The 19224-nt window shown below is 35.6% G+C and carries 20 protein-coding genes; 1 reads left to right on the top strand and 19 read right to left on the bottom strand.

Features of this window, described 5'->3' with window-relative positions:
- Positions 1-194 precede the first annotated feature (194 nt).
- The 19 genes from CWB60_RS14320 to CWB60_RS14230 all read right to left on the bottom strand — a co-directional run bounded on the left by CWB60_RS14320 (position 195) and on the right by CWB60_RS14230 (position 17442).
- Positions 195-890: a hypothetical protein gene (locus CWB60_RS14320; RefSeq protein WP_096739606.1), complete on the bottom strand. Its 696-nt coding sequence runs from the start codon at positions 888-890 to the stop codon at positions 195-197.
- Positions 891-892: 2 nt separating this feature from the next.
- Positions 893-1369, bottom strand: a complete 477-nt coding sequence (locus CWB60_RS14315) for a hypothetical protein (protein WP_138576458.1) — start codon at positions 1367-1369, stop codon at positions 893-895.
- A gap of 190 nt (positions 1370-1559) precedes the next feature.
- A complete protein-coding gene (locus CWB60_RS14310) occupies positions 1560-2150 on the bottom strand; it encodes a hypothetical protein (protein ID WP_138576460.1) in 591 nt (196 codons plus the stop codon).
- Between the two features lie 5 nt (positions 2151-2155).
- Positions 2156-2650 (bottom strand): hypothetical protein, encoded by a 495-nt coding sequence (locus tag CWB60_RS14305; RefSeq protein WP_096739600.1) that lies wholly within the window; start codon positions 2648-2650, stop codon positions 2156-2158.
- A gap of 12 nt (positions 2651-2662) precedes the next feature.
- Positions 2663-4630 (bottom strand): hypothetical protein, encoded by a 1968-nt coding sequence (locus CWB60_RS14300; RefSeq protein WP_138576462.1) that lies wholly within the window; start codon positions 4628-4630, stop codon positions 2663-2665.
- Positions 4631-4688: 58 nt separating this feature from the next.
- Positions 4689-5132, bottom strand: a complete 444-nt coding sequence (locus tag CWB60_RS14295) for a hypothetical protein (protein WP_096041681.1) — start codon at positions 5130-5132, stop codon at positions 4689-4691.
- Positions 5133-5174: 42 nt separating this feature from the next.
- A complete protein-coding gene (locus CWB60_RS14290; protein ID WP_096739597.1) occupies positions 5175-5834 on the bottom strand; it encodes a hypothetical protein in 660 nt (219 codons plus the stop codon).
- A gap of 167 nt (positions 5835-6001) precedes the next feature.
- On the bottom strand, positions 6002-6271 hold the full coding sequence (locus CWB60_RS14285) for a hypothetical protein (RefSeq protein ID WP_138576464.1): 270 nt from the start codon (positions 6269-6271) through the stop codon (positions 6002-6004).
- 55 nt (positions 6272-6326) lie between these two features.
- A complete protein-coding gene (locus CWB60_RS14280; RefSeq protein ID WP_138576466.1) occupies positions 6327-8183 on the bottom strand; it encodes a hypothetical protein in 1857 nt (618 codons plus the stop codon).
- Positions 8184-8456: 273 nt separating this feature from the next.
- Positions 8457-9491: a hypothetical protein gene (locus CWB60_RS14275; protein ID WP_138576468.1), complete on the bottom strand. Its 1035-nt coding sequence runs from the start codon at positions 9489-9491 to the stop codon at positions 8457-8459.
- Positions 9492-9558: 67 nt separating this feature from the next.
- Positions 9559-9999: a hypothetical protein gene (locus tag CWB60_RS14270; RefSeq protein WP_096739593.1), complete on the bottom strand. Its 441-nt coding sequence runs from the start codon at positions 9997-9999 to the stop codon at positions 9559-9561.
- 73 nt (positions 10000-10072) lie between these two features.
- Entirely contained in the window at positions 10073-10765 is a 693-nt protein-coding gene (locus CWB60_RS14265) for a hypothetical protein (protein WP_138576470.1), read from the bottom strand.
- Positions 10766-10805: 40 nt separating this feature from the next.
- The gene (locus tag CWB60_RS14260) at positions 10806-11429 is read right to left on the bottom strand and encodes a hypothetical protein (protein WP_096739592.1); all 624 of its coding nucleotides are present in this window, start codon (positions 11427-11429) and stop codon (positions 10806-10808) included.
- A gap of 61 nt (positions 11430-11490) precedes the next feature.
- A complete protein-coding gene (locus tag CWB60_RS14255; protein ID WP_138576472.1) occupies positions 11491-11916 on the bottom strand; it encodes a hypothetical protein in 426 nt (141 codons plus the stop codon).
- A 91-nt stretch (positions 11917-12007) separates the two neighbouring features.
- Complete coding sequence (locus CWB60_RS14250) at positions 12008-12430, bottom strand: hypothetical protein (protein WP_096739590.1); 423 nt, start codon at positions 12428-12430, stop codon at positions 12008-12010.
- 64 nt (positions 12431-12494) lie between these two features.
- The gene (locus tag CWB60_RS14245; RefSeq protein ID WP_138576474.1) at positions 12495-14504 is read right to left on the bottom strand and encodes an IPT/TIG domain-containing protein; all 2010 of its coding nucleotides are present in this window, start codon (positions 14502-14504) and stop codon (positions 12495-12497) included.
- 139 nt (positions 14505-14643) lie between these two features.
- Entirely contained in the window at positions 14644-15852 is a 1209-nt protein-coding gene (locus tag CWB60_RS14240) for an ABC transporter permease (RefSeq protein ID WP_138576476.1), read from the bottom strand.
- Positions 15845-16633, bottom strand: a complete 789-nt coding sequence (locus CWB60_RS14235; RefSeq protein ID WP_024033559.1) for an ABC transporter ATP-binding protein — start codon at positions 16631-16633, stop codon at positions 15845-15847. Before CWB60_RS14235 ends, CWB60_RS14240 begins: the two co-directional genes overlap by 8 nt.
- Positions 16630-17442, bottom strand: a complete 813-nt coding sequence (locus tag CWB60_RS14230; RefSeq protein ID WP_138576478.1) for a DUF3025 domain-containing protein — start codon at positions 17440-17442, stop codon at positions 16630-16632. The genes CWB60_RS14235 and CWB60_RS14230 overlap by 4 nt, the downstream gene beginning before the upstream one ends.
- A gap of 113 nt (positions 17443-17555) precedes the next feature.
- On the opposite strand from CWB60_RS14230, the gene CWB60_RS14225 reads away from it, so the two are divergent.
- A complete protein-coding gene (locus tag CWB60_RS14225) occupies positions 17556-19181 on the top strand; it encodes a M28 family metallopeptidase (protein ID WP_138576480.1) in 1626 nt (541 codons plus the stop codon).
- Positions 19182-19224 lie beyond the last annotated feature (43 nt).

Raw genomic sequence — 19224 nt, 5'->3', positions numbered from 1 at the left:
GTATTTTTTTATATTACAAAGCCAATGCAATTGGCTTTGAAAAGCCACTCATATCCGCTAGCCATTTTTTAATTAAGTTCTCATATTAACTTAATTAGAGCTAGGTTTTAACACGACATGAAACCTGTTAAGTTACCTAGCCTATTTAACTAGTTTCCACAGCGATTTTGAAGCGCTCTAATATTAGCTACTTACTAAAACTCGGCAAGGTACATCGCTATGATAGGAAAGTTAGCTACAATGCCAGAAACGCGTAAGAATATATAGCCGATACTAGAGCCCCCTCCTTCAAATGATTTTTTATAAATTAATGGGTAATCAAAGTAATACAACAAATACAAAACATTAAACAACCCCACTCGGTTAACGTTCAACTCAATGTTTTCGCCTGTTTTAAGGTTTATAAAAGCCCTATTTAGCGCAGCATTTACTTGAATTTGTGTATCAGATACATGAGTAATAAAACTGTAATTAAATAATACCGACTCGATTTCATCCCTTTTGAATAGTCTGCTTTGTTTTAATGAATCATTTATAAATGGGTTAACTTTAATTTTATCTTTACTTATGGTCATCACGTGTTTTGAACTAAACCCAAACTTGCGCCATATAAGAATACGTTTTAAAAATAGGGTACCAATAAGAAGCGGTAAATAAACAACTAAGCTAGCTAAGCTATAGCTGTCAACTAACCAAAGTCCGGCTAACAATGAAAGCGTAATTAAAGTTGCGCTAAATAATAACTCTATTGGAAAAGACAAATGACATAATAAACGCAATAAAGGAAGTTTAATTTCACTCGTTGGGCATAAGGTATCTTGCTCTTTAAAGTGAACATTTTTAAACCATTTTTTATCGTCTAGACTGGTTGGTTGTTCTTTATTAGTCATATTTAGCTTCTTAATAAGTTGACCATGAGCCACTTACCATCGACTTGCCCAAACTTACATTTCCCTTTTATTGTTACGTTGTCTTCCTTTTTACCAAAAACCTTTGATGTCTTAAATGTATAATTAACCCACAGCTCGTCAGTATAACCATACTTCAATGCATTCCTTTGTGTTCTTTTAATTATACTATTTTTAGCATCCTCAAGCACCTCAGTACCAACGATTGTAAAGTTATGGATACCCAAATACTGTTTTTTTGTGTAATTAGCATGCTTACGAGCTAACATACCTTTTACAATACTTTGGTCCATATCTTTAGATAGCGGTGCATAAACCTGCTTGAAAAGCTCATAATCTTGATTTAAAACGATATCTACTGATTTTTTACAATTTTCGATTGGGATGCTGTAGTCAACGGCACTTGCCGTAAATGATAAAAGTAATGATTGAGCCAGTGTAATAAAAGCGATTTTTTTCATAGTTTTCTCCTTTAACTTTCGATTTGTATGCATTTTACTCATTTGCTGAGTTTATAAGTACACCATAGGCACTCTGCACTTTTCTGTTTAATAGGTTATCTGTTTATAAATTTTTTAGTGTCTCAATCTGATCTGCAATGATTAAACAGGACATTTCAATTTCAAACCTTTCCTTAGTTTTTTAAGTAAATTAAACAATAAAGCCCAATAAAAACCCGATTGGGAAAAGAGATAAGTAGGTTAATGTCCACCATGAAAAACGGTGTTTAATTTTTACGTTATGCACTTGCGATAAGTAATTAACAATTGCTCTATAGTCACTTAAATTAAACGTATGTACCCCATAACGCTCTCCACTGACTGATTTAATCGCTAAATGCGTGCTTATGTAAGGGCCAAACCACAACAGCGGCGTCAACGGGAAGTAATTAATATACATTGCCTCTATATCTTTAAAGGCGATAAATACTTCACGCTCACCGTTAAAGTCAGGCATTGTTATAGCACTCGGCGTAATATAGACATCGGCATTGTAAAATGTTTTTTGTAACGAAGATTGCAATAACACCAAACCAAAAAACAAAAACGGGGTAACCACAAACATAGTATTCAATGTTTGGTCAGCGTTTGAGTAACTTGGTTGGCCATCAATAAAAAAGGAGGCGACAAAAGCGCCTAGTAACATACCTAAAAACGATTTTATTCGCGTATAAGGCACCCAGCGCTTGTGCGCAAAACAGACTTCAAATGTATGTTTAAGCTTTTCAGATATTAAATTCATAGTAATCAAATAAGTCTATGATACATATACCATTCGTTATCAAACTCTAAAAATGAGCATGATTTTCTCTCATTACGTTCTTTATTTATAAAAGTGTACATTAAAGTATATTCACGAGTAGCTTCTGGGTAAAAGCGGGCCATTCGTTTATCTACTGAGCCCTGTAAGCCTGATGGTAACATATCACCATTTTTATCTACGCCTCCTGAATCTAACATTGTTATTTTCAAATTATTTAAGTTTAGTTGCTCCCAATCCTCTTTGTAGTTTTTTATTGCTTTATCAACCTGATTCCACGCTGTTTTACCTTCATTCCAATTTTGTAATTTTGGTGGTAACTCTGTAAATAAAGCTTCACGGTCTCCGGCTTTAATACTTTGCCATGCATCCATACAGCGTTTATTAAAATACTCTTTAGTTGGCACTTCGCTAGCCATTGATAAAAAAGACGAGCTAATTAAAGGCCCCGCAATTAATAGTGTGATTAATTTATTTTTCATTAAAATGTCCTTTTATTTTTTAAGATGAGCTGTAATTGCATCCGCAGCCGCCCATTTTAAAGTCATAAATTTTTTGCTTTTATATTTAGGCAATTGGTTATTATTTTCTTTAATATAATCCGCAAATTCAATTACTTCATTTAGCTTAAGTACTTGTGTGAATAAAGCTCTTAATTTTGCGGGTTGCTGTGTTCGGTTCACGCCACTTAAACCCCATGCAGTAGATGCAGCAAGAAATCGTGGTGTAATTTGTAAATCTGCTTGCCCTAAATAAAGTACATTTAAGTAATACTTTTGCTCATCACCAAAGTATAAGGTAATCGTTGTGGCGTTATTGCTAGAAACAGGCACGACGGCAACGCTGTTGTTAAAATCGACCGTTTTTTCTATGCCAGATATAAATGTACTTGCAACCACTTTAGAATTAGCAAACGACAAGGAGTCATCTATTGTTAGTGTTGTTTCACTAAATACAGCAATTTTAGATGCGTTACTTTTTCCATAACTGTTTTTTAAATATAATTTGCCTGATTCAGCATTTGTAGGAACTGTGAAACTTAAGCTAGTAGGAGAAGTTGCTAAAGGGGTAAGCTCTACCTCGTTTAAATACACTAAAGTATCGTCTGAAAAGTTTATTCCAGATAAAGTAACTTCCTGATTCTCTGAAGATTCTATAACCCCTTGGTTCACTATCAAGGGCGAGAATTGTTGATTAAACGAAAGTTCAATAGGTGCTGTACGTATATTTGCTGCACTAAAACTAATACTTGTAGCATTGCGCGGCATAACAAAGTCAATATAATCCTTGCCATTGGCATTAACAGGAAGGTTAACGGGAGAAAGACTGCCCTTTATGTTGAAGTTTAAAAATCCATTTGATAAGTTTTCACCGTAAATTCGGTGTTTTTTATTTGCTAAAATAACACTTTCAACTTCTTGGCTGCCATTCAATAAATAGTAAATGTTACTAATCTCTAAATAATTATCGGTCCCATACGCGCCATTTGATGCTGAGTTTAGTGGTTCAGGATCATTTACATCTAAAATTAAATCGTTATCGTCATCTAAATCAATAAAGTTAGCTAATTCGTCTTTATCATGATTTAAAGGTCTTTGAGGATTTCCCGAATCTTTACCATCTATAATTGTGTTTGCATCGGAATCTAAGTCTACAAAATTACCCAAGCCATCTTCGTCTAAATCAAATGCACCTTCTAGTGCATCTTTAATGCCGTCATTATCCGAGTCTTCATCAAGCCAGTTTGGTGTACCGTCATTATCAACATCAAGGGCATACGCTGAACCTAAATTAAACACGTAAAACTCAGTACCATCATAAATGCCATCGCCATCCGTATCCTGCGTATAACCTTTAAAGCCAAAAGCAGGCTCTAAAGAGTCATCAATTGCATCTACATCCTCATCTACAAATACATGTAATTGGTAATCGTAAGATTGCTTACCTCTAAACTCTTTATCATTAATAACAATATAATAAGTGCCAGACTCGCTCGGCTTTACTTGAATAGCCCGCTTATACTTACCAACAGCAGTAAAATTTGGTGCCCATGATTGAATAGCCACTACAGAGCTATCCATTACTGCCATACCAGGGTCAAATTCATTACTTGAAGACGATAAAAGTACGGTCACTGCAACATCCTTTTCTAACTGGATTTTGTAGTAATCTAAGTCGTTCGCTTGCTGAATTCGGCCAGAAAGTTTAAATGGTAACTCTTCAGGTGCGACAGTCGCCACATCATTATTGTTATTAAACTCTTCTTCTTGGACGATAGTAATTGTGGTTTTATCCGCATCAAACGGATAATCATCCTGCTCATCAGGTACACCATCGCCGTCTTCATCTTTATTTTGCCACGTGCCTATATCGGTAGTTGGCTGAATAGTTTTAGCGTGTAATGGTGTTATAAAAGCACAGCTTACGCTTAGTAATGAGGTATAAAATAGAGGTATTTTCAAGAATCCATCCTTGTTGATTAGTCCGTTAATATTGTAATTTAATCGTTAAAAAATTGTTTTAATAGGCGTATTCGAACTCAAGTGGCTCCACTGTTTGTGTTTCGTAATACCTATCTTCAGACGAAACCATAAGCTTAGCTTTTACACTTATAACCGCTTTATTCCCCTCTAAAAAATTGAGTTTTACATGTTCGTACTCAGAGTCGACTCTATCACCTACCCCACTAATGCCATCATAGTCACACGTTACACTCAAAGTAGGTACAATTCCACTTTCATCTATGGCTTGTTTGTTTTTAAGTACATCGATAGGAAAGTCCACTTCGCAGATTTCATCTTCTTCGCCACCTTCTATTTCTAAAAATAATCGCGGTGGTGTTGTATAACCTTCATATAATTCTTTTGGGGCTTCGAATTTTTGTACACCAACAATATTTATAGTGCCATTGCCACACCCTGCTAATAATAAAAGTGATGCGCCAAGTAGACTTATATTCTTCATTTATATTCCCACTAATTTATATTATCTAAATTGAAAATTTAATTAAGTTAAAAACAACTGGTATAAGCGTATTGCCATCACAGTCGCTACAATAAGTAACAGTGTGTTAGCAAACCAAACAGGCACTTTTTTTATTAATGATGTTTTAAAAGTAACCTCTACACCTTTAGTTGACTCAAGCCAAGCTACTAACTCTGGTAACTGAAGTACTGATAACCGGTTAAACTGTTGTTTGGTATTATCATCATATTCAACTTGTAAACCTGTAAAAATATGAAACCTCCCCTGTTCAACATGACTTTTGGGAAACGCTTTTACAGTTGCTTTAATTGGTTTTATACCACTGACAGGAGCGATACAGCCACTGGCTTTATTTACTTCAATGGGCTGGGCTTTTCGTTTGCTATCATGAACCCAAAGCGCTAGCCTAAAGCCACTTATCAGCACCATATTAATCGGCGCTGACACCAGCACCTGCGTTTGTAAGTGAAATGCTTGATGTGTAGGTTGCGGGAAAAAATCAATACCCAGCAACCCAAGTAACACAGACACAATTAAGTTTACCAAATAAAAAATAGTCCACTGGCCGATGGTTTTTTGTGGCCAATAGCCTGTATTTTTTAAGCTGTAGTTGCCGCCCTGTGCAAAAGGCTGCATATTTTCTACATTATTTGTAATTAATTTTGATAACGAGTCTTTCATTAGTTAACCAAATACCACTTGCCATCTTCCTTTATATAATCGAAAACAATTAATGAACTATGTTTATATCTTTTTAGATCATAATAAACTATGAAGTGTGTATTGAGGTTAGGAAAAAAAAGTTTTTGCATTCGAGAATCAAACTTTTTGTAACCAGACCTTTTTGTTTAGAGCTCAATACTGTCCCATTTATGTTCATGTATATCGCCTCTTTTATGTTCAAACAAACGTTCAACTTTACCTTTAGAGTATTCTTCCATTGCTTTGCCCAATCTTGGGTGGTATTGGGCTAAAAATTCACTACTGTCGTTTACTAGGTAGCTATCAACAATTGCTTTACTCATTGTTTTAAGCTCGTCCGGTACTTCATCAGCAAGTGCTGAGAATGAACATGCTAAAAATATAAAACTACTTAATATTTTGGTTATTCTTGCCATAATAATTTCCTTATTGCTGTTAGGCTGTAAAACTATAGATCTAATGCCAGCTAATTTAATTGCCATTATTAATTTTTCGCCTATTCAACATCTCTCCACCAGCGATACTCGCTGTATTTAAAAGTTCATGGTATTTCTTATCAAGTATTTTATAAGTGTTGGCTTGAGTACTAATATAACTTGCTAAATTTAACACCTCTTTTAACTGCTTTAGTGCGTCATAGAACTTTAGGCTATCTGCCTTAGAAAGCACTCGATCTGGCCTAAGATCAAACCACACACTAGATATTGCAAGGTGTAAAGGTGAAAAGTCATTTTCTAACCCTTCTAGATAAATATAATACGGATAATTTTCACCTGATTTATTCTTAACAAAAAAGCCAGAGTAAAAATGGCCACTTGTATTTATATTTGTTGTTCCGTTAGTGAAATTATAATCAACACCAGTAAACGAGCTTATTATAATATCACTCGATATCGCATCAAATTCATTCGCTAAAATGATTTCCTTAGTTGATACAAGTTCAAACTCAATACTATTTGAATAACCATAACTTGTTTTAACTTTTAGCTCTCCAGAACTAATTGTTTTAGTTACTTCTAAATTTAACTTGTTTAAAGATATGGAATCTGGTGTGTACTCTTTATCACCAATCACTATTAAAGAGTCAGGGTAAAAGTAATCACCTTGAATTGTAAGTGTATTTCCTAAACTTGAATTGATTGCTAAATTACCTGCCAAAGTGGCTTGTTCGGCGATAATAATTGGCGTACCTTTTGGTGACAAACTAATATCAAGAGTGTTACTTTTATAATGTCCATTTGTATAAAAAACAGACTTAGCACCAAATGGTACATTAAATTTTAATTGATTATTTTCAACTGTTTTAGGTAAATTTATAAAGTGGTCATCGAACTGAATAACTAACCAGCCAGAGGATTGTTTACCATTGTATTTTATAATTGCAGATTCATTCTCAATAACTAAATCAGGTATTAAATACTGATTTAGATAATTATAATTTAAATTTACTAAATCCATATTTTCGGGGCTGAGTAAATCTGCAGTGCCGATTTTTTCTACTGGGTTTTGATCGTGTGAATCTATGACTAAATCACCGTCATCATCAATATCTCTGTAATCTGGCTCACCGTCAAAATCACTGTCTTTTAATCTGCCATTTGTAGCAAAAGTTTCATCAAGTACGCCATCGTTATCTGAATCTGTATCAAAACGAGACAGTAATCCATCTGAGTCATTATCTTTTATTCCTTCGCGCTCATCTAATATCCCATCTCCATCTGAGTCAGTATCCTCCCAATTTGGAATACCGTCATTATCTATATCTTGGGCAAAAACACGGTTATGCTTATAAATATAATATTCAGCCGCATCCTTAGCGCCATCGTTATCTTTGTCGCTTTTATTTAGGTTACTCATACCAAGCGCGGCTTCAGTAAAATCAGCAATGCCATTAACATTCAAATCTTCGAAAACGCTAACATCATAACTATAAGACTGCTGCCCGCGGTAATGCTCATCAGACAAAGACAAATGATAATTGCCAGGTTCACGAATTTGATACGAAGCAACAAATCTCAACTGCCCAAACGACGGTGAAATATCCTTATAAGCTTGTAATGAAGCATTATCTTTACCTAAAATAAATGCTCGTGGGGTGAAGTTAGGATCGGTTGCATGAATAACTACGCTTATAACCGTTGGTTCTTCAATATTAAAACGAAATGTGTCTTTATCTTCTTTTTGACTGATAATACCCTGAGCCAATAAAGGTAATAAATTATTTTCATTATTAGCACTAATATGAGAATTATTTGGCTCAAGATCCTCGTAGGTAGTCCATTGACTTAGCTCGCTATTGAAAGGGCTAACATCCTTTTCATCAGACACGCCATCGCCGTCTTCATCTTTGTTTTTCCACGTGCCTACATGCGATGACGATTGGACTGTTTTTGCGTGGACGTGTGTTGTATATGTTAGAGAGCTAACAGCACAGCTTACGCTTAGTAATGAGATATAAAATAGAGGTATTTTCAAGAATCCATCCTTGTTGATTAGTCCGCTAAAGTAACAATTATTTGCCTAAAATTTATTCTTTTTTAGTTTATGATGTCATCGTACCTAATTTAATACAACCATTCAAACTTACATATCTATAGGCACCTAGTTATTGATAGATTTTGCAAACCAATCATGTATGGCGATACTGTATTTTCTTGGTAAGTTATAACCTAAACAAATCGTGCCAGATTTAGTTAGCAGGTAAGTCCTTCGCGCGACTTTGGCAGCGCCCCACACATCGTCTAGCTTTATAACTTTGTTTTTGACCCCAGTAGCTTTAACTATTAAATCGCCATTGCTTACGTTAAACCGCTTACGGCCCATAACTAACATACTTAAATAACCCCCTAACACAATGAGTACTACCGATAAAACTGACTGTAGAGCGGCTGGTAAATATTGAGCTCCTACAAGGTCTGCATGGTTAAATAAAAACCAAATAGTAAATAATGTAAACAACCAAATTAGCATTAAGAGCGAGCAAAATTGCGGTGATGTAACGGGTCTGGCAGTTATTATTAACTCACCACCGTTACTTTGTTTAAAGTAACGGTCATTAGGAATATCAGCTGACTCTGTGCTTTTAGTTTTTAATCCATCAATACTTAATTTATGCCTACGATTACCAGCAACCAACGCCAAATCAGTATCAAAATGCGCCTCTAAAAAAGCAACTGATTTTAAAATATCTGAAAGTGTCGCAACGTTCATTGTGAGCTCTGGATAACTAAAAAACTTCATTGAAAAATGTTCTAGTACTGGCTTTTCTGGATCAAAGAATTTTTCAAACTCACCGGTTGTAAAGCCACTTACTTCAACAAGGGATAACTGTGAATTAATAATATGCTTTTTTTTAGTAACAAAGCCAAGCCAAGAGCGTGTACTGACAATATCTTTATTTTTAGCGCTTAGTATTACTTTATTGACTTTTAATACCGGCGTGCACAGCACCAAACCCAATAAAATTATTATACTGGACCAAACTAGCTCGCCTGTTTCATATATACCTATAACACTAATATAAATTAGCCATGCGCCTAAGCACATTAACAAAAAGTGAAATATAACCCCTGAGACTCCGCCATTATCTGTAAATATTAGCTGCTCATTACTTTGTTTTTGTAATTTATAACTCATTGATACACCAACACGACAAATGAATTTTTAATGATGAAAAAGGAAGGCTAAGCCTTCCTTATTGAGTTTAAGGTTTTTGACCTAAATACCAACGGCCATTTTCTGATTGCTTAAAATAACAGAGGCTTCTTTTAGTTTTATCCATTTTCCCAGCTTTAAATTCAAGCCTAATAGTTTTTGTGGCTTTTCCTTTGTAAGCTCCTTTTTCTATATTATTACTGATCTCTAAAAATTCATACTCAGTGATTGGCTCGTCACCAAACTTTTTGGTATGGTCATCAAACCAGCTTTTCTCAATTTTATCTTCCATATTTTTTACTGATTCAGGTAATAAATAAAAAAACAGTGCGGGATCATTTTTTAAATAACTGTTTACCATATAATCTTTACATACTGATTTTAAATTTTCATCTGAACCATCTTCAACTCCATGAAAACGCTCCATTGCAACAGTTGATGCACTAAATAAGCACCCTACTATGGCCGTTATTAATGTTTTATTTTTCACATTTATTCCTTGTGTTTCATTATTTTTAACCGCTACGCCAATTTAACAAAGTTAAAATATCAATTAACAGCTATCAAATTAAGTATGTTTGAACAATAACAATACTTGTAAGTACAGTTACAAAAAGTGCTGCAAACATAATTGCTATAGCCTTAATGACTGGTGGAAATAAATAAGATACTTCAACAGCTGTTCTTTTGACCATTACTTCTATTATTTCAGGCAGCATAAAAAGGTTTATTCGATTAATTGTCAGCGTGTCTTTATTAGTAAATAAAAATGTAGCATGAGTAAAAAATGGGAGTTTAATATTTTCATGGCGACTAACCGTTCCACGAATACGCTTTACTATGGTGTAATCAAATTTACCCACGGTTATTTCTTCAATATCCCGATAGTAAAACTTTTTATTTACACTACCAGTGCCTTTAAATTCAAAATAGTCTTGATACAGAGTAATTGATTGTTTGTTGCCACGTTTAAAAAACAGAAACGCGATTAAAACAGCAAAGTAAAAGCCGGTAAAATAAAGTACAACATATTCAGGCCTATTATTAGTATCGTACACCCTACCTTCACTTATAAAAAAACAGGTTAATAAAAACCCAACAATGTAAGCTACTACACTGTGTAGGTAGAGTTGTTTTTTAGTAAAGTTATTTAATAAAGGGTACGTTGTTAAATCGGCCTTACTATCTTTCTCAAGGCGTTCATCCGCGTTATATGAGTTAGTTAATCGCCTAAATTTATTACACAAAAAGTCCATAAAGCCTCTTTTATAAAATCAGAAATCCCTTGTGATAGGGTTAGATAAAAAATAACAAAATCATCAAGCAAAAAATGATTAACAATAAAAAATACAGTGGGAATTTTGTAATTAATGAAGTTTTGAAATCAATACTTACACCATGCTTCTCTTTTAACCAATCTACAAACTCAGGAAGCTGTAATATCGATAAGCGATTAAAAGCCTGTTTTTTATTGTTCTGGTATTCAATTACCGCTCCGGTAATAATTTTAAACTCAGTACTTTTAGTCGGAAATGCTTTTACCGTTACTTTAACCGGCTTAGTTAATTCAATGGGTTCTACACAGCCTGTGTGTTTATCTACGGTTAAATCTTTGGCACATTTAATACTATGGTTAACCCATATAACAAAGCGGATTGTATTTATGAGTAATAAATTTAAAACTATTGATTGGATTAGTTGTGGATCTGAATAGGTAGGATATTTATTGGGGGTAAGGTCTATGCCGATTAATCCAAAAATAACGGCAACAAGTGTATTTATTACAAAAAACATCAACCACTGTTTTGTTGTTTTTTGTGGCCAGCGCCCCGTATTTTTTAGTTTATAATTATCATTATGTGCAAAAACAGGCATGTTTTTTACATTGTTATATATATAGTGCGAGAGTGAATCTTTCACGTTTTAAAGGTTCCTTCTTCTAGCGTATTGCGATGCAGTAAAAACTATTTAGCTAACCAATTTACAATGAATATTCAAACTCTACAGGGCCAACAGTTCTTGCTTCATAACTTACACCATGATCCGCCACTAATTCACCATGAAAATTAAGCGTGGCTTTATTTCCACCAATAAATTTAAGTGTTGTATTAAAGTACTCTGATGTTATTGGCATGCCTACATTTTTATAGCCATCAAACGAACACCCAATCATTAAGTTGTTAATACCTGGGCCATCGATCTCCGCTTTGTTTTCAAGGATTTTACCGGGGAAACTTATTTCACAGTATTCTTGTTTATTATTTCCTTCGATATTAAAAAACACACTATGGAAAGGGTGACCTTTATCATCAGCTGGTTTAAACTTTTTAAACGAGGTCATTTTAATTTCGCCATTGGTGCAACCCGTTAATAAAACTAAACTGACGGTAATCACTATATTGCGCATACTGCTCCTTTTAAAATTAAAACTTGTACCAATTAAAAAGCACCTTATTTATTAAGCTTTCAGTAAATAAGGTGCTTAATGACTACTTTTATTAAATGCTCGTTTTATACCATTTTTTTGTATCTTTATCCAAACCAAACTCACAAAGAAAATAAGAACGGCCAGTTTTTATATTTAAAAAGCCAATTCCCACTTGAACTTTTTTTTCTATATCAAACAAAAAGTTATTTTCATTTTCATTTATAATTATGAATTCTTCAGGTTCATAACCTGCTGTTTTAATAGACTCATTATACTTATCTGCTTTTTTTAAAAACATTTTATTTAAGTACTTTTTAGCTTTTTCTTTAGCTTCAGCATTGGGGTGAAAGTCCTTTATATATGAATCAAAATCCTTGTTCACAATTTTTATAGCATTGTCGTAGCACTTTTGAACAAAAAAATCTTTATCGGGTACCGCACTCGCGGAGTAAGAAAAAAATAAAAACAATGGTAATAATTTATAGAGTTTCATAATTATCCTTAACTAAGTTTTGGTTTTTACTGTTTGAAAATAAATAACTTATTGATGCTGCTTATCAGTTTGATATTGAGTCTTTTGAACTCGCTATTGCTTTATTTAAAAGTGAGCGGTACTTGGCTGAATTATCATCAATATAACGAGGGTTACTTAAATTTGCTTCAATAAAGTTGGCAAATACTTTAACGTCTTCGTTAGAACTAAGCGCGTTAAACTCTTCTTTCCAATTAATTTGTTCTATATTGTTACCTAAAGCACCGCTATACCATACAGAAGATGCTGCTATATGAATTGGCGTAATCAAAATATTTTTATCTGATTGAAAAACCATAGTATTAATAAATTCATAGGGCTCTTTGTTCTCGTCAATATAAAGCGCCATAACAACATCACTATCACCGCCAAAAATATAATTAACGTTTAAATCATCACCAAGCTGCTCTTCTTGATTTATCGGTGATTTTAAAGAAGTAACTAATAATGGTGCTAATATCTTATTGGGTATGTTCAATTGGCTGTAATCTAAAAGTACTTCATCACCAATTTTAACTGTGACTGTATTACTTGTACCATAAGTTGTTTTGGCTGTTAATTTAGCTTGAGATCTGACGCCGTCAGGAACAACAAAGGTCAACTTTTCGGTATTTATAATTGAAGGTTTAGTTTTTATATTATCAATAAAAACAAGCGTATCATCAGAAAAATGTTGTCCCGATAGACTTAAGGTGTCACCCACCGAATAGTAATCAAGTTCTGGTTTTAATATTAATGGAAGGTTACGGTTTGATTTAATCACATTAATTGAATTGGAACGTTTACCCTTAGCAAAAAAATACATAGATTGGGTATGCTCAGGCAGCACAAAGGGAACATCTAGCAATGATGATACTTTTTTATTGATAGGTGGTAAATTATTAGTTCGTTTGAATACGAGTATGCCCTCGGTTTCAAGTCCTCTACCCTTTATTTTGTGCGTCCCATTCTCTACAAAAAGCCCATTATACGAATCGCCCTTAAAAATATAATCTACAGTACTTATATCTTTATAATCAGCTTCGCCAGGGAAAGTTGAATCAACTATTTTTAATGGTTCAGCGTCATTTCCATCAAGTAACCCGTCGTTATCGTCATCAACATCGGCGTAATTTGGTACTCTGTCACCATCAGTATCGGCTGGAAAAGAAGTAAGAATATCCTTAAGTTCATTTTTATCGAGATTGCCATTGCCATCTGAGTCAACGTCTACAAAGTTACCCAAACCATCTTGATCTTGATCTGAAATGCCTTCAATTTTATCTGGTATACCGTCTGCATCACTATCGTCATCCAACCAATTAGGAATACCATCCAAGTCAACATCGTGTGAATATGTATTACCATCTAAATAAACATAAAATTCTGTACCGTCAAAAATTCTATCTCTATCTGAATCTATATCGTTAACAATTAATCCAAAAGCTGACTCTAGACCATCATCTATGTAATCTATATCTACATCAAAAAAGAGTTTTGCTTTATATGTAAAATCAGTATTCCCTCGCGCATCAACATCAGTAATAGCTAAGTAATAAGTATCTGCAGCAGGAAGCGTAAAATTAGCAGCGGCACCAATATTTCCAATAGCAGTAAAGTTTGATTTTATTTTTTCTACCGACGAACCATCTGAATTGAGTATAAAAATGTTTGGTCTGAAAATTGTGTTTGTCGTGTTTAGTACAACAGATACACGTTCTGCTTTATTTGTTGTAAATTTAAATAAATCTAAATCAGCTGTATGCTGCACTACACCTGAAACAAAGTATGGGATCTCTGAAGTCAAGTTTTCTGCTTTGGCTAAATTGTCGTTTAATTCCGTTTCTTGATAGTACTTTGCTTTAACTAAGTTTACATCAAACGGATAATCGTCCTGCTCATCAGGCACACCGTCAGCGTCTTCATCATTATTTTGCCACGTGCCTACAGGTGGTGGCGATTGAATTGTTTTTGCTTGAGCGGGAATTGTATAACTTAGCAAACTAAAAGCACTGCTTACGCTCAATAGTGAAAAGTAAATGAGGGGTATTTTCAAGAATCCATCCTTGTTTTGTGTTCCATAATTCAGCCCATAACCTTAAACTATTTAACGACTTAATACAAACTGCTTTGAAAGAAGTAGCTTAAGAAACAAAAAAGCACCAATACAGTGGTGCTTTTTATAATTAACAATTTTATCTGAAAAGAACGTCTTCGCGGTTAAACCACTTAACACAAAAGGTAAGTAACGCGCCGGCTATAATAGCTGTTGCTAAAAATATTAAGCCTACAAGGGTGTAATCTACCGTGCCTTTAACAATTTCTTTAATTGCGAGAGCTACATTAGTAACAGGAATAAAAGCAGTTTTAGCTGTTAGCTCTACATTAGGCATAATGGATACAATGATGGGAAAAAACACCCCCATACTTAATGGTGCCATGTAGTTTTGTGCTTCTTTAAATGTACGAGCATAAATAGATATTGCTAACGCCAATGCTGAGAATATCGCGGCAATAGGTAATAACAATACAAAAATCATTAATAAATCACTTACCGCTAATGTGCTAAATGCTGTTTTAATTACTTCTAGGTCTGCAAATGCAAGGGCTACGGCTATCCACCCGCCCATACTGAGTACAGTTATAGTTGTTGATGCAATTGAGGTTGTCAGTAAGGTTATAAATTTGCCTAGTACCAGCTCGGTACGCGTAATAGGTGTAAGCAATAAGGTTTCTAATGTACCGCGCTCTTTTTCACCTGCACCTAAATCTATTGCTGGGTACGTAGCGCCCATAAGAACTATAGGAATCAGTAGGTAGGGCAAAAAGCCACCTAGTTTTTCACCTAAGTTTTCACGTTTATCGGCGGTATCAACCTTAACTACTTCAATAGGGGTTAAAAGTGCTAAATGGGCTTCTTTTTCAATACCAAAACTGATTAATTTTTCTGTTTGTAATGCATCGCTATATTCTTTGGCGAGCTCTTTTACACGCTGAAATAAAAAGTTGATAGATTTAGCATCATTAAATACCACTTCCCACTTACTTTGCTGGGCATCATTTAAGGCTTGTTTAGCGTTAGTGGGTAAATATATACCCATGTCTATATCACCTGCGATTACCCCTTCTTTTAGCTCTTCAATGCTATTAAAGGTTTTAGCACCTTTATAAAGTTCAAAGCTTTTATGATAAAACACTTTTTCGGTAAACTCTGGCGCGTAGTCGCCATTAATAATGGCGTAGGTATGTACCTTTTGTTCAGCATCGAGTGCCGCTTGAGAGCTAATAAACGCCATAACGGCAAATAATAAGGGAAATACCGCAACGGGTAGAGCGACTACAAACAACAAGGTTTTTTTATCGCGTAAGAGTTCTGTTAATTCCTTTTTAAAAACTTCAAACATCGTGTTTCTCCGTTAATATGTTCATAAACGCTTGGTTTAGCTCTTCACTATTACCTGCCTGTTTGAATTCAGCAAGCGTGCCATCAAAGCAGCTTACGCCTTCATTAATTACCGCAACACGGTCACATAAAAGGGCTACTTCATCTAAATGGTGCGTTGAAAAAATAACAGGCGTGCCTTGCGCCTTTAAGCCTTTAATAAAGTTTATAACCGTTTGTGTGGTCATGATATCAAGGCCTGTGGTTGGCTCATCGAGTACCACCACTTCTGGGTGATGTACCACAGCACGGGCAATATTGGCTTTTTGCTTCATGCCGGTAGATAGGTTTTCTGCACGTTTATCAATAAATTTATGCATGTCGAGCAAAGTAAAAAGTTCTTCACAACGAGCCGCTATTTGCTCTTTGTTCATTCCATGAAGCTTTGCAAAGTATTCAATATTTTCTTTAACGGTCAGGCGACCATACAAACCAGTTGAACCGGATAAAAAACCAATAGACTTGCGCCCTACTAACGGCTTTTTAATTATGTCGTTGCCGGCAATAGTTATTGTGCCTTCATCGGGCTTAAGTGCAGTTGAGAGCATACGCAATGTAGTAGTTTTACCCGCGCCATTAGGGCCAAGTAACCCTAACACTTCACCTTTTGCACATTGAAAGCTGACATCTCTTACTGAATGAAAAAAATCTTTATCTTCACGCGGGTCTATATCATCAACTTTATTTTTTTTATGATCCTTGGTTAACTTAAACTTTTTTTTAAGCCCTGCGACTTCTATCATTTTCGTATCCTTCGTTTAGCTCTAAAGTAATCGGTATTATCATAGAACGATTCATTCTCATTTGCGTCATGCCATCCTGGTACACCTAATAATGGCAATGGAGAAAGCTGTTTGTTATCGGCTAAGCAATGCTCTATTTTTATCTTCTCATAAAGTACTTGGTCTAGGTACTGATGTTGAGTAACTAAATCTTTACAAAATATTTCATCCGGTACACTTACAAATAACGCTTTACCCGTTAAACCAATATAGGGTTTTGTGAGCATTTCATAATTAGCGTGGCCAAACATAAAAGGTTGTATTGTTTTGCCCCACTCTTCTCGGTGAGTTATAAATGCCGTTTTCCATTGGTGCTCTGTTAAAAGTGTTTGCCACTTAGTATCACTAATGGCAAGCACCACGCCGCACTCGTCAAATAATGTGAGTGCATTACGATGTTTAGTACGTTGCTTTAAGCCATGCTGCGCTATTTCTTGTACGTGACGCTGATTAATAAGCGCCTTGGTTTTTGGAAACAAACACCAAATAAAGCCACCAAATAAGTCGTGCCAATTTTTACTGCGTGTTGGCACTACGCCAGTTTCAAAAATGACTTGCTCGTAATAGCGCTCACCAAAATCAACGTTTGCATCGTCTTCAAACGTTATTGGGAGGTTATTAGCATTAATGGCATTCAAATACACAGTGAACCAGTCAGGGGTTGGCCAATCAGTTTGTTTATCAATATTAAACAGTGTTCGTAAGTGCTCAAACGCACCGCTTTTCAAACTACTAACTTGCCATTGCTCGGGCGGAGTAAAGCGCTTCATTTATACCTTTAACAATTTATGCTGTTAATTTGCGGGCAGTTTACCGCAAAAACTGGTTCTAATTAATAGAAGTTAATATACTAATCAGATCTTAGAACAAGAATAGAGCTACTATGAAACGATATTTCTCTCTCACACTGATTGCTGGCGCTGTGTTAGCTGGCTGTGCAACAACAAGTATTACACCTACCGATGTAACAAATGGTTACAACAGTATTAAAGCAGATGAACTTGCAGCGCACATTAAAGTGCTTGCCTCTGATGAATTTGGCGGTAGAGCGCCTTCATCTGAAGGTGAAAAGTTAACGCTTGATTATCTGACCACTCAATTTAAAGCATTAGGGTTTGAACCCGGTAATGGTGATAGCTTTTTACAAGAAGTGCCGCTTGTTTCATTAGAAGCTGATTCAAATATGGTATTAAGTATTGGTGGTAAAGATTATCAATACAAAAAAGATATGGTTATGGGCAGTAGCCGCATTAGCGCACAAGAAGGGATTGAAAATTCAGAGCTTGTCTTCGTAGGTTACGGTGTAAATGCCCCTGAATATAACTGGAACGATTACGAAGGCCTAGACGTAAAAGGCAAAACTGTTGTAATGCTTGTTAACGATCCGGGTTTTGCTACAAAAGATCCTGCGTTATTTACCGGCGATGCAATGACCTACTACGGCCGTTGGACTTATAAATATGAAGAAGCGAGTCGTCAAGGTGCAGCCGGTGCTATCATCATTCACGAAACAGCCCCTGCATCATACCCGTGGTCAGTGGTTGAAAATTCATGGAGCGGTGAGCAGTTTGGTTTTCAAAAAGAGAACAACAATATGGACCGCGTTGCGGTTGAAGGCTGGGTGACCACTGAAGTAGCAAAAGAGTTATTTGCTAAAGCGGGTCTGGATTTTGAGACTGCAAAAGCCAATGCAGCTAAAGGTGCGTATAACGTTGACATGGGCGATTTAACTGCATCGGTTAATGTTAAAAATACAATTAAAAAATCGGTGTCGTATAACTTTATTGCCACGTTGCCGGGTAGCGAAAAAGCGGATGAACATGTTATTTATTCAGCGCATTGGGATCACCTAGGTACAGATACAACCCGTAAGGGCGACCAAATTTATAATGGGGCACACGATAACGCCACAGGCACTGCGGGGCTAATTGAGGTTGCAGAGGCATTTACTAAGCTGCCAAAGCACCCTACTCGCTCAATGACATTTTTAGCTGTTACGGCTGAAGAGCAAGGCTTACTTGGATCTAAATACTACGCTGCTAACCCAGTTATTGCTGCCGATAAAACAGTCGCCAATATAAACATGGATAGCCTAAACTTATTAGGTAAAGTAAAAGACATGAACGTAGTAGGTTTAGGTAAGTCGCAAATGGACGACCTACTAGCCAAAGCAGCAAAAGAGCAAGGTAGAACAATAGCGGGCGACCCTAAACCATCTTCAGGTGGTTATTACCGCTCTGATCATTTTGCATTTGCAAACATGGGGATTCCGGCTATGTATGCAGGCGGCGGTACTGTTGCTGCTGATGAGGATACAGCAAATTATCGTAAACGTATGAGCTTAGTGCTACGTGGTTGCTACCATCAACCCTGTGATAGATACCGCGATGAGTGGGATTTATCGGGTGCGGTGCAAGACTTACAGTTGTTTTATAAAGTAGGCTTTGATATTTCTGAGCAAGCACAATGGCCAGCATGGTACGAAAACTCAGAGTTTCAACGCAAATAATGTAATTCGCCTGAGCGTAGGTTATTTACCATCGAAAAACTCA

Source organism: Pseudoalteromonas sp. S327 (assembly GCF_005886415.1).
Classification (GTDB): domain Bacteria; phylum Pseudomonadota; class Gammaproteobacteria; order Enterobacterales; family Alteromonadaceae; genus Pseudoalteromonas; species Pseudoalteromonas atlantica.
The sequence above is the reverse complement of the archived record's forward strand: the minus strand, read 5'-3'. Positions and strand labels throughout refer to the sequence as shown.